Source organism: Salinibacillus aidingensis, from assembly GCF_039522525.1.
GTDB lineage: Bacteria > Bacillota > Bacilli > Bacillales > Alkalibacillaceae > Salinibacillus > Salinibacillus aidingensis.
Window position 1 is genome coordinate 1 of the sequence record NZ_BAAADO010000006.1, and the last position, 19,460, is coordinate 19,460.

At 39.6% G+C, this 19,460-nt stretch carries 16 protein-coding genes and 1 pseudogene; 13 read left to right on the forward strand and 4 right to left on the reverse strand.

Annotated elements, in window-relative coordinates; translation table 11 throughout:
* The first annotated feature begins 248 nt into the window (after positions 1-248).
* From ABD006_RS13800 to ABD006_RS13810, 3 genes are all read left to right on the forward strand, one after another.
* Positions 249-2,273, forward strand: coding sequence for a flagellin N-terminal helical domain-containing protein (locus ABD006_RS13800; protein WP_343842231.1), 2,025 nt, complete (start codon positions 249-251; stop codon positions 2,271-2,273).
* A 92-nt stretch (positions 2,274-2,365) separates the two neighbouring features.
* Complete coding sequence (locus ABD006_RS13805; protein WP_343842233.1) at positions 2,366-4,198, forward strand: flagellinolysin; 1,833 nt, start codon at positions 2,366-2,368, stop codon at positions 4,196-4,198.
* A 455-nt stretch (positions 4,199-4,653) separates the two neighbouring features.
* A complete protein-coding gene (locus ABD006_RS13810) occupies positions 4,654-4,893 on the forward strand; it encodes a hypothetical protein (RefSeq protein ID WP_343842236.1) in 240 nt (79 codons plus the stop codon).
* A 93-nt stretch (positions 4,894-4,986) separates the two neighbouring features.
* Here ABD006_RS13810 and ABD006_RS18020 read toward each other — a convergent pair whose 3' ends face one another.
* The 3 genes and pseudogenes from ABD006_RS18020 to ABD006_RS18025 all read right to left on the reverse strand — a co-directional run bounded on the left by ABD006_RS18020 (position 4,987) and on the right by ABD006_RS18025 (position 6,862).
* The gene (locus tag ABD006_RS18020) at positions 4,987-5,244 is read right to left on the reverse strand and encodes a transposase (protein WP_425542231.1); all 258 of its coding nucleotides are present in this window, start codon (positions 5,242-5,244) and stop codon (positions 4,987-4,989) included.
* A gap of 463 nt (positions 5,245-5,707) precedes the next feature.
* Positions 5,708-6,664, reverse strand: a pseudogene (locus ABD006_RS13815) (ISL3 family transposase); the annotation flags it as partial.
* A 12-nt stretch (positions 6,665-6,676) separates the two neighbouring features.
* Entirely contained in the window at positions 6,677-6,862 is a 186-nt protein-coding gene (locus ABD006_RS18025) for a transposase family protein (protein WP_425542232.1), read from the reverse strand.
* Between the two features lie 880 nt (positions 6,863-7,742).
* Between ABD006_RS18025 and ABD006_RS13820 the strand changes: the two genes are divergently transcribed.
* The 5 genes from ABD006_RS13820 (at position 7,743) to ABD006_RS13840 (ending at position 14,711) form a co-directional block, all read left to right on the forward strand.
* Positions 7,743-9,326, forward strand: coding sequence for a flagellar hook-associated protein 2 (locus ABD006_RS13820; RefSeq protein ID WP_343842238.1), 1,584 nt, complete (start codon positions 7,743-7,745; stop codon positions 9,324-9,326).
* 386 nt (positions 9,327-9,712) lie between these two features.
* Positions 9,713-11,782, forward strand: a complete 2,070-nt coding sequence (locus ABD006_RS13825) for a methyl-accepting chemotaxis protein (protein WP_343842241.1) — start codon at positions 9,713-9,715, stop codon at positions 11,780-11,782.
* Positions 11,783-11,935: 153 nt separating this feature from the next.
* A complete protein-coding gene (locus ABD006_RS13830) occupies positions 11,936-13,159 on the forward strand; it encodes a methyl-accepting chemotaxis protein (RefSeq protein WP_343842244.1) in 1,224 nt (407 codons plus the stop codon).
* 70 nt (positions 13,160-13,229) lie between these two features.
* A complete protein-coding gene (locus ABD006_RS13835) occupies positions 13,230-14,408 on the forward strand; it encodes a phenylacetate--CoA ligase family protein (RefSeq protein WP_343842246.1) in 1,179 nt (392 codons plus the stop codon).
* Positions 14,409-14,510: 102 nt separating this feature from the next.
* Positions 14,511-14,711 (forward strand): YjfB family protein, encoded by a 201-nt coding sequence (locus ABD006_RS13840; RefSeq protein WP_343842248.1) that lies wholly within the window; start codon positions 14,511-14,513, stop codon positions 14,709-14,711.
* A gap of 115 nt (positions 14,712-14,826) precedes the next feature.
* On the opposite strand, the gene ABD006_RS13845 is transcribed toward ABD006_RS13840, so the two are convergent.
* Positions 14,827-16,539, reverse strand: coding sequence for a methyl-accepting chemotaxis protein (locus tag ABD006_RS13845; protein WP_343842249.1), 1,713 nt, complete (start codon positions 16,537-16,539; stop codon positions 14,827-14,829).
* Positions 16,540-16,831: 292 nt separating this feature from the next.
* On the opposite strand from ABD006_RS13845, the gene flaG reads away from it, so the two are divergent.
* The 5 genes from flaG (at position 16,832) to hpf (ending at position 19,327) form a co-directional block, all read left to right on the forward strand.
* A complete protein-coding gene (flaG, locus tag ABD006_RS13850; RefSeq protein WP_343842252.1) occupies positions 16,832-17,203 on the forward strand; it encodes a flagellar protein FlaG in 372 nt (123 codons plus the stop codon).
* Positions 17,204-17,424: 221 nt separating this feature from the next.
* On the forward strand, positions 17,425-17,832 hold the full coding sequence (gene fliS / locus ABD006_RS13855) for a flagellar export chaperone FliS (protein ID WP_343842255.1): 408 nt from the start codon (positions 17,425-17,427) through the stop codon (positions 17,830-17,832).
* Positions 17,832-18,185: a flagellar protein FliT gene (gene fliT / locus ABD006_RS13860; protein WP_343842257.1), complete on the forward strand. Its 354-nt coding sequence runs from the start codon at positions 17,832-17,834 to the stop codon at positions 18,183-18,185. Before fliS ends, fliT begins: the two co-directional genes overlap by 1 nt.
* An 8-nt stretch (positions 18,186-18,193) precedes the next feature.
* The gene (locus ABD006_RS13865; RefSeq protein WP_343842258.1) at positions 18,194-18,556 is read left to right on the forward strand and encodes a DUF8042 domain-containing protein; all 363 of its coding nucleotides are present in this window, start codon (positions 18,194-18,196) and stop codon (positions 18,554-18,556) included.
* A gap of 213 nt (positions 18,557-18,769) precedes the next feature.
* Positions 18,770-19,327: a ribosome hibernation-promoting factor, HPF/YfiA family gene (hpf, locus tag ABD006_RS13870; protein WP_343842260.1), complete on the forward strand. Its 558-nt coding sequence runs from the start codon at positions 18,770-18,772 to the stop codon at positions 19,325-19,327.
* Positions 19,328-19,460: the final 133 nt, after the last annotated feature.

Sequence of the window (19,460 nt, forward strand, 5' to 3'; positions counted from 1 at the left end):
AAGGTGTTATTACATCATCAGTACAAAAATATAAAAGTTCGGGTCGCATAAATTAGGAGTGAGCGAAGTGCTCACCCCAACATTTGACTTGGAACCATAAAAAAATTATCAAAAAGACTAAAACAAGTGGTAATCGTGTCGATATAAAAAGTGTAGTTAAATTTATTACTAAAGGCGGCCGACTTTAGTATCTACCAAATTAAAGCCACAGGGACGTGGCAAGTTAAATTTCAAGGAGGAATTTTATAATGAGAATTAATCACAACATAGCGGCGCTTAACACGTATCGTCAGTTAGGTAGTGCACAAAGTGCACAACAAAATTCAATGGAAAAATTATCATCAGGTCTTCGTATTAATAAAGCTGGAGACGATGCAGCTGGTCTAGCTATTTCCGAAAAAATGCGTGGACAAATCCGTGGTTTAGAACAAGCACAAACAAACGCACAAGATGGTATTTCTATGGTTCAAACTGCAGAAGGTGCATTAAATGAAACCCACAGCATTTTACAACGTATGCGTGAGCTGGCTACTCAAGCATCAAACGATACAAACACTGCACAAGACCGTGGTGAAATTCAGAAAGAAATGGACCAATTGACTTCTGAAATTAATCGTATTGGTAATACTACTGAATTTAATACGCAGAAGTTATTAAATGGTGGTAGTGAGAGTACTTCGTCGGTTGATATAACAACTAATGCCACTGCTGTTGAAGCTGCTAATGCAACTGTTACCGGGGAAATTAGTGATGTTACGGCAAAAGGTGAGTATGATGCAGGTACAAAAGCTTCATCAACTGCCGAAAATACTGCTGATGCTTCAGGTGATTTCTCCGGTATTACTAGTGCAAGTATAGATGTTACTGTTGGATCAACTACTTATACTATGGATAATGCTGCGATTGCAGGACTTGGTGATTTATCGTCTACAAGTGAAGCTGATTTAGCAACAGAACTAGGTAAAGCAGAATCAAGTGGTGGAGAAAAATTATCAGAAGTTGCTGATGTAAAGATTAACAGTGATGGAAAGTTAGAAATCACAGCTCAAAATGCTGCTTCTGGTACAGACGTTAGTGTGTCAGTCACAAATGCTACTGCTACTGATGGCAGTACTTCAGTAGAGGGTGTTTTTGGCTTTGGGACTACGGATGACGTTTCAGGGGCTGATGCAACACCAGAAAAATTCGATTTCTCCATTGACACACAATTTGGAGTTGGGGACCAAATTACAGTTGATGACCAAACTCTTACAGCTGTAGCTGCAGATGCAGCGTCTACAAGTGCCAATGAGTTTAAAATTGGTGAAGATAAAGAAGCAACAGCATCTAATATAGCGACTGCATTAGGTACTAGTACTAGTAATTATAATGTCTCTGAATCAGACGGTACTTTTACACTAACTCAGAAAACTGCAGCAGATCCAAGTAGTAATGAACCGACTGTTACCCTTGGAGGATCAGCAACCGCTGGCGATTATAGCTTTGATTTGTCACAACCTAAAGCAGACGATAAGATTTCAATTGATGGTGAAGAGTTTACATTTACAGATGATCCTTCACAAACCGGAGCTGGTTATGTACAAATTGGTGCAGACTCTGATGCTACAGCATCAAATCTAAGATCAGCCATTGATGGAAATGCAACTTTAAGCGGTAATTATAATGCTGCAGGTGGTTCAGGATCAACTATTAACCTTGTTCAATCCTCTGCTGATGAAACTAATGGAGCACCAGAAGTTGAAATGACAAAAGCTGAAGGAAATGGCTTTTCTGCTAATTTCCAAATTGGAGCTAATACAGGTCAAAGCCTAGGAATCGAAGTAAATGATATGCGTGCGTCTGCATTAGGTATTAGTGGTTCTGAAGATGGGTCTATTACTGTAACAAATTCTGATGGTGAACAGGTTACTGCTACTTTTTCAAGTGATTCAGATGTAACAAACGGCACTGATAATACAGGAGTAGAAGCTGGTTTAGATGTATCTACTCATGAGAATGCATCTGCTGCAATTTCTGTACTTGATGATGCTATTAATGCTGTTTCTGCAGAACGTTCAAAACTAGGTGCGGTTCAAAACCGTCTAGATCACACAATCAATAACTTAGGTACATCTTCTGAAAACCTAACTGCTGCGGAATCTCGTATCCGTGATGTAGATATGGCAAAAGAAATGATGGAACAAACGAAGAACTCGATTCTTTCTCAAGCTTCACAAAGTATGTTGGCTCAAGCTAATCAGCAGCCACAAGGAGTTTTACAACTTCTACAATAATCTATAACTTCTAGCAAGGTTTTAGTTTAGAGACCTTAGATTCTATTAAATCTAAGGTCTCTTTTTTAGATTAAACTCGGAGGAAAATGAATATGAGAATCAATCATAATATAGCGGCACTTAATACTTACCGGCAATTAGGCACAGCAAATAATGCACAACAAAGCTCAATGGAAAAGTTATCGTCAGGTCTTCGTATTAATAATACTTCTGATGATGCAGCGGGTCTCGCAATCTCCGAAAAAATGCGTGGGCAAATACGAGGGTTAGAACAAGCGCAAACAAATGCCCAAGATGGTATTTCTTTGCTTCAAACTGCTGAAGGTGCCTTAAATGAAACACATTCCATATTACAACGGATGCGTGAACTAGCGACACAAGCAGCAAATGATACGAATACAACTGAAGATCGTCAAGAGATTCAAAAGGAAATTAATCAATTGACATCGGAAATTAATCGCATAGGGAATACGACGGAGTTTAATACGAAAAATCTATTAAATGCTGGTGTAAGTGATTCTGATACTGTGAATAACATATTAGATGGAATTCAGAATAAAGGTTGGTTGACTCAAGCCGAGGATCGTATTTTTAATGAGTTCGGTTTAAAAGGGAATGGAGAAAATCTTGAAATAAAGTTAGAAACTGATTCTCCCGGTGGAACAGCAGCCTACGTAACAGGTTCGACGGGAACAACAGACCAAACCCTTACCATTGATGTAAGTGACTTCACTCCAAGCTCTGGTAATAGTGGGGATAATGGAACGGGTGGGGCAGGATATAGTGATCGAATTTTAGCCCATGAAATGGTTCACGCAACAATGAATTCGGAATTTGGTGTAGAAGACACAATTGAAATGGCAAGTTGGTTTAAAGAAGGTTCAGCTGAGTTAATTCAGGGTGGAGACGAAAGATTAGAGGGTTACATTTCAGATGGTGTAGGTGGTCTTGATTCTGATAAGGTAGATGATATGGTTTCACATGCAACAGATCTTTTAAACGGTGCTGAATGGAATGGAGACAGTAAAGATTATGCAGCAGGATATTTAATCATGAAATATGTTGATGATCAGGCAACTGGAACGATGGCAGATCTAATGGGAGATATTAAGTCATCGGTAGGTGCTAAGACAGGAAGCGAAGCGGTTGAATCTGCAATTGTAGGTAATACTTCAGCTGCAGATTTTAGTGCCTTTGTATCTAATTTTTCCTCATTAGATGCAGCTGCACTAGACGGTTTTATTAACTTTACAGATGGTGCAGAAGCAGATACGGGTCCTATAGGTGGTTCTGATAACGGAGGTTCCGCTCTTACTGCTGAAAATGTCTTTGATAACACAACAGGTGTTACAGAAGGTCAAGTTTCAAAGAATTTTAATGCCACTCTACCAGATGCAAGTGATGTATCGTCAACTATTAACTTACAAATAGGTGCTAATACAGGACAAAGTATGAGCATCAATCTAAAGGATATGCGTGCTGATGCTCTAAATGTTAGTGGTGGAGCAGGAGAAGAAGTTACTGCAGAGGATGGCGAAACAAAAGCATACTATACGGAAATTAATAATTCAGATTCGTCTAGCGGTGTAACAAATGGGACGGATAATGAAGTGGTAGAATATGCCTTAGATGTGTCTACCCATGAAAAAGCGTCCGCAGCAATTGAAGTTTATAATGATGCCATTGCGAAAGTATCATCTTTCCGTTCAGAGCTAGGGGCATCACAAAACCGTCTTGAACATACAATTAATAACCTAAATACCTCTGCAGAGAACTTAACTGCTGCTGAGTCTCGTATCCGTGATGTAGATATGGCGGAAGAAATGATGGAACAAACTAAGAATTCAATTCTTAGCCAAGCATCACAATCAATTTTGGCTCAAGCCCAGCAATTATCACAAGGAGTACTACAACTTCTACAGTAATTGTTGGCAGGGCGTCTTATCTAGTAATAGATAAGAGCATAACTAGGTGAATTGCTGGAACTTCCTAAAACTCTTTTCATCACAACGTAGCTGGAAATGGCAAGCGTGAAGGTTCAAAAAGGAAAGAGATACATGGATAATCAGCAGCCAAGCTCCTGTGCAGAAATGCTGGATAAGGTTCAACGACTAGAGAACACGGTCTAAGGTAAAAACTATGACTATGAATCTCGTAGGGTGGCAACAGCCATTCGAAGTGCCTAGCCCCACAAATGAAACAATGGTGGGTGAAGATATAGTCTATTCTATGATCGAAAGACATAGCGGCAAAGCAAGCCAACCAACAACCACAAGGAGTACTACAGTTACTTCAATAAGGTTAAATTATATAGAAGAGACTCTAGTATAGCTAGGGTCTCTTTCTTTATTAAATTCAATTTTTGTAGGGAGACACGGGAATGGATAATAACCATCAAGAACATAAAAATTTCTTAGAAATACAACTGCAATGGTGCAAGGAACAGGATAATCTATTAGAACAAATGGAAATAAAACTTTATGAAATGAGGAAAATAGCAGAATACGCTATTGAACATGACCTAACAACAATAGAGTCGATTAGGCTAAATGCCAAAATGGACATCTTGAAAAGTGAAGTGCTTGATTTGCAACAGCAATTATACTCAATTCTTCAGTAATAATAAGAGGCTTATTTTAAGCACTTTCGTCTTCGATCTTTGGCTCAGGTTGTACATAAGGCTTTTTATTTTTCATAATACTAAACACAATATTCACCAACCGTCGCTCCACATACACCATTGCTTGTTTCTTCTTTCGACATTCTTTCGCATACTTATTATCTTTTGACCAGAACTGTTCTCTACAGGCACTATTCCTGCAATTTTGGCTAACTTTGCACTGTTTGGAAACCGATTAATGTCTCCGATGTTTGCGATAAGTGTAGCAGCTATAATGGTGTCTATACCACTTATGGTTTTAATAGGATAATTTGTTTCCTGAATTAAGACGTCTCTAGCTTTTCTTTCAATTTTTCAACTTCGTCTTCAATTTGGTTACAAAGTCTATATAAGAGCGAATGAGGTCATTACGTTCTTGCTGGTATCGATTGTCCCAATAGCCACTTTCTTTCACTTCTTTTATAATTTCCTCTGCTTTATTCAAAGGGGCACTTTTGTTATATTATTGTCTTAATACATTTTTGTTCATCTATATTTTTTAGAAGATCTGGTGATGGAAAGTTATAAAAAAATCCTCTAGATGTTTTACTATTTAAGTCCTTGAAAAAAGATTTGTAGCTTGGATAATGATGACTAACAAGTTGTGTAAACTCACTTTAAAGTTTGTAGCCATATTCATATAATTGTTTCGGCTGTTTAATGTTTGTTTTAGGCCTTTCCATAGGCCAGTAGAATCCCTTCTTCGCTTACCAACCATTTTGTTGATGGAGCGCAAGGGTCAAGCGCTTTTGGCTTGACGCTTAAGTGACATCAACTACGCTTTTGGAAGCCGAAGAAGGATGTAACTCTTTGTTACTCTGAGAGACTCTAGCCTTACTCTAATTCGAAAATGTTCTCGGTTTCTAAATCCGTAAGAAATCCGTTTTCTATTTTTGATTTTGTGATTCGTACCTACTGTTTTGGCATTTGTATAGGGTAACCGAAAATATTCTAGGATATGAATTTTCCATGTATCCAGCGTTTTTGTATACTCATGAAACGCTGAGAAAGGGCTCATCCTTGCTTGCTCAATCCAAGTATTTAAAAATGCTTCAGCCTCTTCATATGTTGATTGTTCATAGAAGTCATAAAACCATTCTTTTAAGTAATAAGCATGAGCGATTTCAGGTGATTCCTCATGGTATTCTTTCAGCTTTTGATGTTGTTTTTCGGTTAGACGAAAAGGGCTCTTTAATAACGCAAATCTACCCTTTTTAAGTCCTTTAATCTGGGCATTATGAGCTTTTCTGACTTGATCAAAGGCGTGATTCACTTTTTGAACTACATGATACTTATCAATCACGATTGGGACATCTGGATATAATTGTTTGGCTACTTTATGGAATGGCCCCCACATGTCCATGACAAGGGTTTTCAACCCTTTGTCTTCCAAACTTTCAAGGATCTCTAGAGCTGATTGATATTCACGGTCTGTGCCCATTTCATGGACGTTACCCGTTATAATATCTGTCACAACGGTTTCGTAACGGTGGCCTTTTCGAACGGCAACATCATCGATGCCAACTACACCAGAAGTTTGTTCATCTTGTATTTCATTCTTTGCCATTTTGTAACAGATACGTTCGATTGTTTTGTATCTCATCGCCAATTGACGGCTCACATAACTAATCGTTGTATCACGACATTGTTCAAATATGTGTTCCTGCAATCGATAGGTTTGATGGCTTCCAGATGGTACAGATGATAAAGGTTCACTAAACACTTCCTTGCAGTTCTGACAACGCTATCGTTTGACATGAATGAGTAGATGCAAATGTTTATGAAATAGATTCATATCCCTTACTCTTCGTAGACGTTTGTCGTGTCGTTTAAGGTTTGAAAAACCGCAGTGAATGCATCGATTTGGTGGTTCGATCGTTTCCACCTCTAGTAGTATTCTTTTTTCTTGAATGGTCTGTTTTAAAATCATAAATTCCGGCAATCCTAGTGGTAAACTTATATTAGTTTGCACTCGCTATTTCCTCCATTTCATTGATTGGTCTCTATGAAAAGGATTGCCAAGAAATAGCGGGTTTTTTCATGTTTATTGTATATTTTTCACAGAAAGTGACGATAAATCATTTTTAATAAATCGATTAATCCTAGATTTTCAAATGTTGAGAAGTTCTCTTTTGATAGAATAATCTTTCTAGGTACGTTTGAATGAGTATCTATTTTTAAGTTGCCGTCATCCTGATACCTATGTCAGTAATCCGATTAAAATACTGATATAAATAGGGAAAAGGAATAATCTTTTTGCGATTGTTATACTAGATAGACTCCAGTTCAGTAACCATAGATGACGTTATAGATAAAACATAGAAACTTTCTGTAAATCCGTATTTTACTTGGTTGTTTTACGATGCTTCGGTTGGTTTAAAGGTATAGATTTTTCTAGTTCATCATAGCAATGACATACCCATTCAACATCTTTACAGGTATGAGTGAACTGAAATCTTGGCTTTCTACCTTTTTGTTTTGGTAATGGAACCATCCCCAAGCAGTTTCCCCATCATTTTAGATTTAAATGCATTATCAGCAGCTAGCTCCCCCCTCTCTACAAACGTGTGTTCCTATAAATATAATATACTTTGTCAAAAATAACTCAATTAATATATTTATAGATGTTGACAGTTTTTACATTAATATATCCAATCTGAAATGAGAAATTTTAAATCGCGAATCTCCGTTCTATTAAGTTAAATTGATTGATAAAATACAATATAAACACAAACTAAAGATTTCTGAGTAATTGCCGATATTCATAGTAGAAGAATACACGGAATGATAACCTGAGGAGTGAATCATAGATGAGCGATATGCGAATCGGTGGACTGGCAAGTGGTATGGATATAGATAAGATGGTGAATGACCTGATGAAGGCGGAGCGGATGCCGCTTCAAAAGATGGAGCAGGATCAAAAGTGGATGACCTGGAAACGGGACGCCTATCGGGAAATGAACACGTCATTGTTTAATCTTGATCAGATGGCCCTTGATTTAAAAATGTCGGATACATTTCAAAGTAAATCGACCTCATCCTCAAATTCAGCAGCTGTGACGGCAACAGCCAATACCACAGCCACAGAAGGGAACTACAATATACAAGTCGAACGTTTGGCTACTGCCGCTATTAATGTAAGTGATTCAGGGATATCTAAGCCTGATGGAGAACAAATTGATCCGGATAAGTCTTTGTCATCTCAGGCGGATAAGTTTAAAAATCCGATTGAATACGGTGAGTTTGAAATTGTTACCTATAATGAAGATGGCAATCCCAATGATCCGTTAACCGTAAATGTAACAGAGGATATGTCTTTAAACGATGTTTTAGGCGAAATTAGTGATAGTGATATTGGGGTCAGAGCCTTTTATAATACAGAATCAGATAAAGTTGTGCTGGAGCGAACTGAAACGGGCAATTTCAATCAGGATTCAAGCCGGTTTTTAGGGGCCGAGATTGGTTTTAATGGTCAGACAGCTTCGTTTCTATCTGACACATTGCAGGTGAAAAATGGAAATTATAACGACGCAGAAGGAAAATGGGAGCTGAATGAAGATGGGGGTCAGGATGCAAAATTTACGTATAATAATGCCCTGACTATTGAGACACACAATAACCAGTATAACTTAAATGGCGTAACTTTTAATTTTCACAATACAACCGCAACCTCGGACCCTGATGTTTACAACAATGTAAAAGTGTCTGTCACGAATAACACAGATCATGCCGTAGAGAAAATCACGAAATTTGTTGAGAAGTATAATGAAGTGATTGAAAAGGTTAACGGCAAGCTGACTGAGGATCGTTATCGTGACTATAAGCCGTTAACAGATAAGCAGAAAGAAGAAATGGATGAAAATGAGATAGAGCTGTGGAATGAAAAGGCAAAAAGCGGTCTTCTGAGAAGTGATAGCATTCTTAGTAACAGTCTGTATGATATGCGCAGTGCATGGTATGGGAATGTAGATACGGGCAGCAAATTCTCTCAAGTTGCCGAGGTCGGAATTGAAACGACCAGCAACTATCTTGATGGCGGTAAATTAACGATTGATGAAGATAAATTAAGGAATGCCATTAACGAAGACCCTGAAGCTGTTCAAAAGTTATTTAACAATGATGTAGAAGGTGAGTCCAGAGGGATTTTAAATCGGCTGGAGGACTCTCTTCAAGGGGTTAGAGACAGAATTTCCGAACGGGCAGGAAAGGGCGGTCAGACTCTTCAGCAATATACGATGGGAAGAAGACTTGATGACCTGAATGACCGGATAAGTGCCTTTGAAGATCGACTCGTACAGGTTGAGGACCGCTACTGGAGCCAGTTCACTGAAATGGAAAAGGCCATTCAGCGGATGAACTCCCAATCAAACTATCTCATGCAGCAATTTGGATAATAGAAGTCAGTAATAACAGGGGAAAATTTATGAATATAAAACCAATGTTAAAGTGAGCGTTTAGCTCACTTTAACTATTTTCAAGCATAACTTTTCCAGTAAATGATCTCTCTCCTCTCAAAAACTACTGAAACTACTCTTCCTCAGTTTTCTCGCAATTTATGTTGAAAATTAACCCTTCCCGCATGTCACAAAATCATCACATTTTCTTTTTTATATACTTTAAATCAATAGTAAATTTTACCGATATTGACATTGTGCCTAATCAAAGGTTCATTCAAAAACTACATACAATGGGACAAGGAGGCATGAGGATTGACAGAAAAGCAATGATCGCCGCAAAAATCCAGCAAGACTATACATAATAAAGGAGCCAGACAACAACTATGAAATTTTTATCATCAATGAAATCCAAAATGATTATATCCTTCCTGTTAATCACTCTCATACCAATCGTCATTATTGGATTAACGCTGAGCAACAAGACAGCAACAGAATTGGAAGAATCTTTTAAGAGTTCGACACAGTCACAGGTTCAGCTGATTAATGAGTCGATCAACACCTATTTCGAAGGGGTTGAGGAGAATGTCAACCTGCTGGCGGATCATGCGACCATCAGGCAGGCGGATGACAGCATCACCACCTACATAAACGCAACGAAGGCTAATGGAAATATCACCATGACCCCGTCTGAAAATGGTGGTATTGAAGCTGAGATTTTTAATGTGTACAAGAATTTTGCCGCCTCTCACCCGAATACAGCTTATGCCTACATGGGGACGGAGGATGGTGGCTATGTACAATGGCCGGAAGGGGATACAAACGAAAATTATGATCCAAGAGAGCGTCCTTTCTATAAAAAAGCTATGGAGAACCCGGGTGAGGTTGTTCGGACAAGTCCGTATTACTTTGCGGCCGATGACTCCGAAATTATCAGTACGGTCCGGACCATTGAGGATGAAGAGGGTAATGTGATTGGCATGCAGGGACTTGATGTGAGTCTTGAGGGTCTCACGAGCATGGTTGAGGATATAAAGGTTGGAGAGACCGGCTATGTCATGCTCGCGGATGCAGACGGGACCATCCTGACGAACCCGAATAATCCTGAGACCAATTTTAAAAACATCAGTGAATTGGATATTCCTAAGCTGCAAAACATAGCCAGCATGGATGACCAGACGCTTGAGGGGAACATTAATGGATTGCCGCATTTCATGAATGTCTTTACCTCTCCGGAAACCGGCTGGAAGCTTATCGCCGTTCAGAAAAAATCAGAAATTGGGGATAAGGTAAACGAAATTAATACTTATATCCTGATTATATCAGCGGTGTTTGCTATTATGGCGGCTATTTTTGCTTATATAATGGCCAAGCGTTTTTCCAATCCGATTTTACAGGTTGTCGGCCATCTGCAGACCATGGCGTCCGGTGATTTTTCCGAGGAAGTCCCTGATAAGCTGGCCCAGCGGAAGGATGAAACCGGAACATTGGCTAATGCTCTGAAGACGACCCAAAGCAGTGTGCGCAGCCTGCTGAATAAAGTGCGTGATTCTGCACTTACCGTGATTGACTCGTCCAAAACATTAGCTGAAAGCACGGAACAGACACGTACAGCCACGACTGAAATTTCACAGGCCATTAACCAGGTAGCGACAAGTGCATCCGAACAAGCAGAGAACCTTGAGGATGGCGAATCGAACCTGCAGGCGTTAAATGAGCAGATTGAAAAAGTATCCAATGAAAATAACGTCATCAATGATTTAACTGCGCAAATGAACAGCCTGAAGGAAAGTGGTCTGACAACCGTTGAGGACCTGATGAATAAAACGGAGGAAAACCGTGCATCCACGGATGAAGTGAGTCAGGTAATTGATGATATGGACCAGCTATCTCAGGAAATAGGAAACTTTACAAGTACGATTTTAGAAATAACGGACCAGACAAATCTCCTGGCGTTGAATGCATCGATTGAAGCAGCGCGGGCTGGTGAACATGGGAAAGGATTCGCTGTGGTTGCGGATGAGATTCGCAAACTGGCGGATGAATCTGCGCAGGCTGCCGATCAGATTAAATCGATTGTCAGCAAGGTACAGAGCCAGTCCAGACAAGCTGTAGAATCCATCGATAAAACGAAAGGCTTCACGTATGAGAATGAAGAAAAAGTCAATGCAACGAAAGAGCTGTTCAATGAACTATCCACCATTGTTCAGACCTTGACGGAAAACACAGGAAAAGTATCCGACTACTCGAACACGATGCTTGCGAAAAAGAATGAAATGACCGATGTGATTCAATCACTTGCGGCTTCCAGTCAGGAAACGGCATCCAGTTCTGAGGAAGTTTCAGCATCAGCGGAAGAGCAACTGTCCGTCGTTGAAGAGCTGAGTAACCATTCCGAAAATGTGAAAGAGCTGGCTGAATCCCTGCAGCAGGAAATCGGGCGTTTCCGTGTTTGATGCTACAGGTGACGGGCTCTATACATGTTTATTGGATTAGAATCTATTAAATTAGATTCTAATCCTTTTTTTAATTTCTTTTCCTCAACATCTTCCATTTCTAACCGATATATATATATAGGCACCTATTTTCTGAGAGGAAGGATTTATTACATGAAATCATTAAGAAATCAATTTTTACTCATTACACTATGTCTAACATTCTTACCAACAATCTTATTGTATTCTATTGGTAAACAGGAGATTTCCATTTTAATTTTAACGCTGAGTATCGTTTTGTCACTTTTGATCATTGCAATAGCATTTGTATTTTTACATAAAAAGGTCATGCAACCCCTTAAAAATATTCATGGTTTTTTAAGCGATGATAAGCAGGAGACGGATATTAACTTGCATCGTTCCTTACCAAAAGAATGGAAGGATCTTTATCAGGCTGTTCAAAATCCTGAGGTACGTCCACAAATGGAATCGGCTATTGCACCAGACACATTGACTGAATTGACATCCATCCAAAGTGAACTGGCCAGTACTTGCGAAAACCAAACGTATCAGGAATTAAGCGCTAGTGCACAGGATGTTTTAAAAGGTGGAAATTTACAGTCAGAAAATGTGGATAAAAGCATCCATTTAATGACAGATATCGTGGATCGGGTTTCGGATATTTCCCAAACGACTCAACACGTGACGGACTACGCCAACGATGCCCTGAATACTTCTCAGGAAGGCAGTTCCTCCATAAGTAATGTCATGAATCAAATGGAATCCATCGATGCACGCTTCCAACAATTGTCAGATGTCATTATGAGATTAGATAAGCATTCTGGTGACATCGGGGATATTATCAATGTTATCACGGGTATTTCAGAACAAACGAACCTGTTAGCTCTAAATGCCAGTATTGAAGCAGCAAGAGCAGGTGAAAATGGAAAAGGCTTTGCAGTAGTGGCAGAGGAAGTTCGAAAACTGGCAGAAGAATCAGCCACATCAGCGAAAAAAATTGAAGAGTTAATTCAAGCTATACAGACCGAATCTAAAAACAGTGTGAAGTTTATGAAAGAAGGAAAAACCCAAGTCACAGCAGGTCTTGATCTTGTTAATCAGGCCGATCACTCATTCGGTAAAATTGAAAACACAATCAATCATTTAACAACGCAAATTGAAAATGTATCCAGTTCATTGCAGGAATTAACAGCAAGTACAGATGAAGTTATCAATATTACACAGCTTACGAAAAAGTTCCAGGAAAGCGGCAATGAGAAGATTGAAAGTGTTGTGGAGCTTGTGGAAGCAGACAAACAATTATATGACAAAATTGAGGAACTCCATCGTCAGTTAGGAGCCATAACTTCAAGGTTGGGTGCGGGTTCGTCCATTTAAAGAGAAAGAATTCTATCAACCTTTTACTATTGAAAAGGAATGATAAAGAAGAATAGGAGTTTAGTCAATCATGCAACATAAAAATTTTTACACAAATGCTTTAAAATCCAGTTTTTATCAAACAAAATTTGCGAATGAGAATCCGATGAGTTGGGATAATTTACCTGTCACTACGAAAGAAGAATTACGTGAAGTGGAACCATTGGATCTATTAGGTACTGATTTCTCTCAGGTAGCCACCTATCATGAAACTAGTGGTACAACGGGAACGCCTACACCAAGCTGGTATTCTCATAATGATGTGGAAAAAGAAGCTGAAACGATTATTAGATCTGAATTAAACTTAAATGAGCAGGATTTAGTTTTAACCCGACTTCCATTTGCTCTGGCCATACCAGGTTTTATTATGTATTGGGCCTGTCAAAAAACAGGTGCTGGTCACTTAGCAGCAGATAAACTACTGCAAATTACACCAGACATTAGAGTGATTGAATTGATGAAGCGAACGGAACCAACCATTCTATGTTGTCTGCCTTCAGAAGCAGAGAAGTTATATGAAGTTTCCAGACAGGCTGGAGCGGAAAATCCTTCACCTAAACTTAGAGCTCTAGTACTGGCTGGGGAACTTATCTCACCAGCTCGAAAGGCACATTTTGAACGTCTATGGGGAGTTCCAGTGTATGGACTGTTTGGAAGTACGGAAACAGGGGGATTATATACAACCTGTGAAAACGGAAATTACCATATGGACCGGGAAGATGTCATCATTGAGATTGTAAATGAACATCATGAACCACTTGGAGAAGATAAAAAAGGGTATTGTTTAATTTCAACAAAAAGAGAAGGAATGCCTCTGGTTAAATATTCTAATCAGGATATTGTTGAAAGAAAGCAGAGCAGCTCTTGTGGCTGTGGCAATTCACATCCTGTTTTAATGCATTATGGCAGACGCTCTGATGAAATTCATTATCAGGGTCAAACGATTTCCCTATATGAACTTCAGGAAATGGTGTATACCTTAACTTATGTCCCTGTGCGCTGGCAAGTAAATGTATATAAGGATCGATATGAATTTGTCTATCAAATTGTTGGGGACAAACGTGAAGCGACCAGAGCAACGATTGAAGAGGAATTGCAGGCAAAATCAGATATCCCTTTTCAAGCTCGTACAGAGGAATTGATTGATGAGAAAACCTTGCTGGACAAGCCGGCATGGTCGAAGCATTCGTTTATTAATAAATATGAATAGATTTGCTGAGGTTGTTTTTTAGTACACTAAGGGAATCATTGGAAGTTATCCTTTTATCTTTACGATGAGTCTATTATGATGATATCAAAGGAGGGTTTACATATGGATATACCTGCTATGTCAATGGGCTTAAACCATGCAGGCCTAAAACAGGATGTAGGGTTATCGCTCATGAATAAAACGATGAATCAGGCTGAATCTAAAGGTCAGAACATGATTAAAATGCTGGAAGAATCTAATGTGAAGACGATGCAGCATGCGGCCCAGCCTCATTTAGGAAGCTCAATTGATGTAAAAGCTTAAGTAAGCGAAAACGTCCATCTGCTCAGCAGATGGACGTTTTATTATTATATTTGAATGGAGAGTTTCTTTCGACAAAATTCGGGTGGTGACAAACCCGGGTGGTGACAGGCACCTATTAAAGTTTAAACCGCTCGACCAGGTTCCGTAATTCATCGGATAGTTTGGATAGTTCATCTGAGCTGCTGGATACCTCTTCCATAGAGCTATTGGTCTGCTGTGCTGATGCCGATGCTTCTTCTACATCAGATGCCGTTTCTTCTGAGGAAGTGGCAATTTCCTCGATGGAAGATGTCATTTGCTGACTGGCAGAAGCCATGTTGGATAGGTGATTGGCAACGGTATCGATACTGTCTGCCATTTCCTCCATAGCCTGGTTGATTTGGCTAAAGGTCTGCCCTGTGTTTTGGATTTGACGGGTACCTTTTTCAACTTCAGAATAGCCATTTTCCAAGGATTCCACAACTCCGCTCGTTTCGCCCTGGATGGTTCCTACAATTTCCGTAATATCCGTCACGGAATTCGCCACCTGCTCGGCCAGCTTTCTCACTTCATCAGCTACAACGGCAAACCCTTGTCCATGTTCTCCCGCCCGCGCGGCTTCAATGGCTGCATTTAAGGCCAGCAGGTTTGTCTGTTCAGCAATATCACGAATGACGGTCACAAGCTGGGTAATCTTCTGTGACTGGTGGTCCAATTCCTGAACCTTTTCTACGGAACGCTGCACAAGGGTATCTACATTTTTCATTTGCTGTACGGATTCTTCCATAAGCTTAGCGCCGTCTTCCGTCATATGTAACACATGGGTTGAAGTCTGTTCCATCTGCTCCCCTCGTGAATTCGCCTCCTGAACATTGGAGGTAAATGATGTGGCATTTGAGGATAAAGTCTGGACATGGTTGGCTTGTGTTTCAGAGCTTGAGGCGATTTCCTCCATGGTAGCGGCGATCTGCTCTGAGCCCTGCTTCACTTCATCCGCAGATTTCGTTAATTTATCACTCTGATTGGATACGGTTTCAGTTACAGAATGGATTTTTTGCAACAGCTCCCGTGTATTTTCGTTCATTTGATTCGTAGCCTTGACTAATTGCCCAATTTCATCATGGGATTGAATGTCCAAGTAGTCATGAGATAAGTCCCTGGCCGCAATCGCCTTCATTCGATCCATCACTTTTGTAATCGGTTTTGAAATGCTGCGGGATGTCAGTAAAGCTACGATGATACCAACGATGATGATCACGATAGCCATAATGCCGCCCGCAATCCACACTGTTTGTCCGGTCGCTATAACGGATGTTCCGGATTTTTCAATCACACTCTCCTGGTTGGCCCCCATTTCTTCAAAGTTTCTCATAATCTGCCGGGCTCCGGGACTAACCTGTAAGTTCATGATATGCATGGCCTCTTCTTCATTGCCATTGTCATAGGCCGTAAAAACATCTGCAATTTTCTGATCCCATTCTTTCTTCTTATTAATAAATTCCTGTGCCTGCTCAGAATCCGTGAGGGACAGCATCTCTTTTTCCAGTTCCTTATTGATTTCCATCAGTTCGTTATAGTCCTGGCGGGAGGAGCTGTCGTTATATAATAAAAAGCTTCGTAAGGATAAGGTTCTCTCTGCGATGTTATAAGCCATTTTTTCACTAACTGTGAGTAAGGGTAAATCCTCATTCAGGATTTGTTTTACTTCCTGATTCGAGTTGTCCACGGCAACAAAGTTATAGCTGCTTAGGATGAGGACAAGGACCATAATAATGGAAAACCCAAATAATATTTTGGATTTTAATGTTTTGAATCGAAATCGAATGTTAAACGGAAATTTTTCTTTCATCTTTACACCTCATTTTCATGCTGTATTTGCTGTTCGTGTACTATTCGGTACATGGATATACAGAATATGTCAGCAGAAGGAATGGAATAGGTCTATTTTCTCTCACAAACATCCTTAAATTTCCTTTATATGAAACTTTTAGTCCACCACTAAAAGATTAAGATTTTTTCATAAAAACGTCAAATTTTTAAATTCTGCAGTAAAGATTATTAGTTTTTCTTTTGAGTGGGCTAAAACTATTAAAAAAATTACCGATATAATGATTAGAAATAAAACTGAGGAGTTGCTGAGCATGGATGTAGGTAAAGTTTTATCTGGGTCCCAACTCCTGCAGCGGTCCGAGCATCATATGAATATTTCATCAACTAGAGAGAGTACCAATGCGGATGGGAAACGTAGTGATGATCAAAAAGCAGAGGATTCATATGCAAAAACGTTAAGCCGTGAAGAAGCAAAGCACATGATTGAAGGATTAAATAAGTTTTTAGAACCAACAGATACCTCGATTCGATATGAATATCACGAGAAACTGGAAGATTATTATGTGACGATTGTTGATGAGAAATCTGATGAAGTCATCAAAGAAATTCCACCTAAGAAAATGCTGGATATTTATGCAGCCATGGCGGAATTTATGGGATTTATTGTTGATGAAAAAGTATAAAGTGAAACTTCCATCAGTGGGGTTTTCTACATCCCCCACGGATGGTTAGTTGAACTTATCAGGTTTTACTGGCCGTTTATCCCCCACATAGTCTTGTTGGGTTACCCTCAAAACTTGAAGTGGGGTATTACGGCCGGTTAATACGTGATAGATAGCAAGAAAGCCGCTTTTTTTGAAATACAAAAGGTGGCACAATGGAATGAGAGAAGGAGGACCTTACCGTGGCAAATCCATATGCAGCTAAACAGCAGGCCTATCAGAATAACGCTGTCAACACCGCATCACCAGGAGAGTTAACCTTGATGCTTTATAATGGCTGTCTCAAATTCATAAGACATGCCAAAAAAGCCATGAATGAAAAGAACTATGAGACAAAAAATACAAATATCCAAAAAGCCCAGCGAATCATTCAGGAGTTAATGGTAACCATGGATCCTGAAAGCGACATTTCCGATCAGGTCATGCCGCTATATGATTACATTAACCGTCGTCTTATGGAAGCGAATATCGAAAATGACCCTGAGATTTTAGATGAGGCGTCCGAGCTTGTGACAGAATTCCGGGACACCTGGAAAGAGGTTATTCAGATCACCCGTCAGCAGCAGTATGGCCAGGGCGGGAATGCTTAATGAGCGCTGTAAAGGAACTACATACAATCACCACAGACTTTTACAATTATCTTTATCAGCAGGAATTGGACAGAGATCAGGAATCGTTACTGGAAAGCCTGACTGATTTCCTGAATAAGAGAGAAACGTTCATGAATCAGATCAAACCTCCTTATACAGATGAGGAAAAAAAGCTGGGGAAAGAGATCGTTCGTATGGACCGTGAAATTGAAGATTCTTTCCAGGAGCAATTTACCCAGCTGAAAGGATCCATGAAGCAAATTCAGAGTCAAAAACGAAACAACCAGAAATACATTAATCCTTATCAAAATGTATCCACAGTCGATGGGATGTTTTTTGATAAAAGAAATTAGGTGAAATGGTGGCAAATTTAGAAGTACAAGAAGTGGAATTCCTGCAAAAATATCATGAACTGCTGGAGGGGATGAGTGAAGCCCTGGAGCATCTTGGCCAGATGCCGGATGTTGGAGAGTCCAGTATAGCTGAAACTCTTTTTGCCGATTTAGTCAAAGGCATGCAGCAGCTTCATGCCAGTCATGATCAGCTGGCCCCTCTGCTTAACGTAGAAACCCTTGACCAATTCGACAGGCTCGTCCAGTCCATGTCGAAATGGTTTGAGCAGGATGTGGATAAAGCGGCTCTATTATCCAATGAAGTGATCCCTGCTTTTCTTGACTGGAAACAGGATATGGATGATCGGATTGAGCCTTTGATTGCGCATTAAAATCGAATAGATAAAGAGTTGCAAGCCCCTGTCATGATGAGTTCGTGTCAGGGGTTTCACTTAAGGAAGTGTGGGGTTTGGAGACAAGGAAATCAGACGGTGTTCGACAAAACGTGACACAAGATCCTCACAAACAAACTTTTTCGTTTATAGAGGAATTTTAGGGGGAATGGTAGAATAAACAATACATAAGGATGAAAGGAGGAACTTCTTATGAACTTTAACATAAGAGGCGAAAATCTTGAAGTTACAAATGCAATTCAGGAGTATGTAGAGAAAAAGATCGGCAAGCTGAAAAAGTACTTTGACAGCAAAATCACTTCTGATGTGAATGTGAACCTTAGTGTTTATGAGGGAGAACAGCGCATTGAAGTAACGATACCTATGCAAGACCTCCTATTACGAGCTGAAGAACATCATTCCGATTTATACGCGGCAATAGATTTGGTTGTAGATAAACTTGAACGTCAAATTCGTAAATATAAAACAAAAATCAATCGAAAATTCCGTCAGCAGGGCGCACCTAAATATGTCTTTGCAGAAATGGAAAAAGAGATTTTTGATCAGGATCAAGCATACGAAGAAGACGACGATTTTGAAATAGTACGTACAAAGACATTTGACTTGAAACCAATGGCATCTGAAGAAGCTATCCTCCAGATGGATATGCTTGGACATACATTCTTCGTATTTACGAATGCGGAGACAGGTGATACAAATGTGGTTTACCGTCGAAATGATGGACGTTACGGTTTAATTGAGCCCAGCTAATCAAATATATGATACATCCTTATGCTTTAGTTAAGTCCTGCCTATGTACAGGGCTTTTTCTTTTTTATCACGCATTAACTGACCGTAATACCCCCACTGATGGATGTTTCCCTTTATAGAATTAAATCATTCA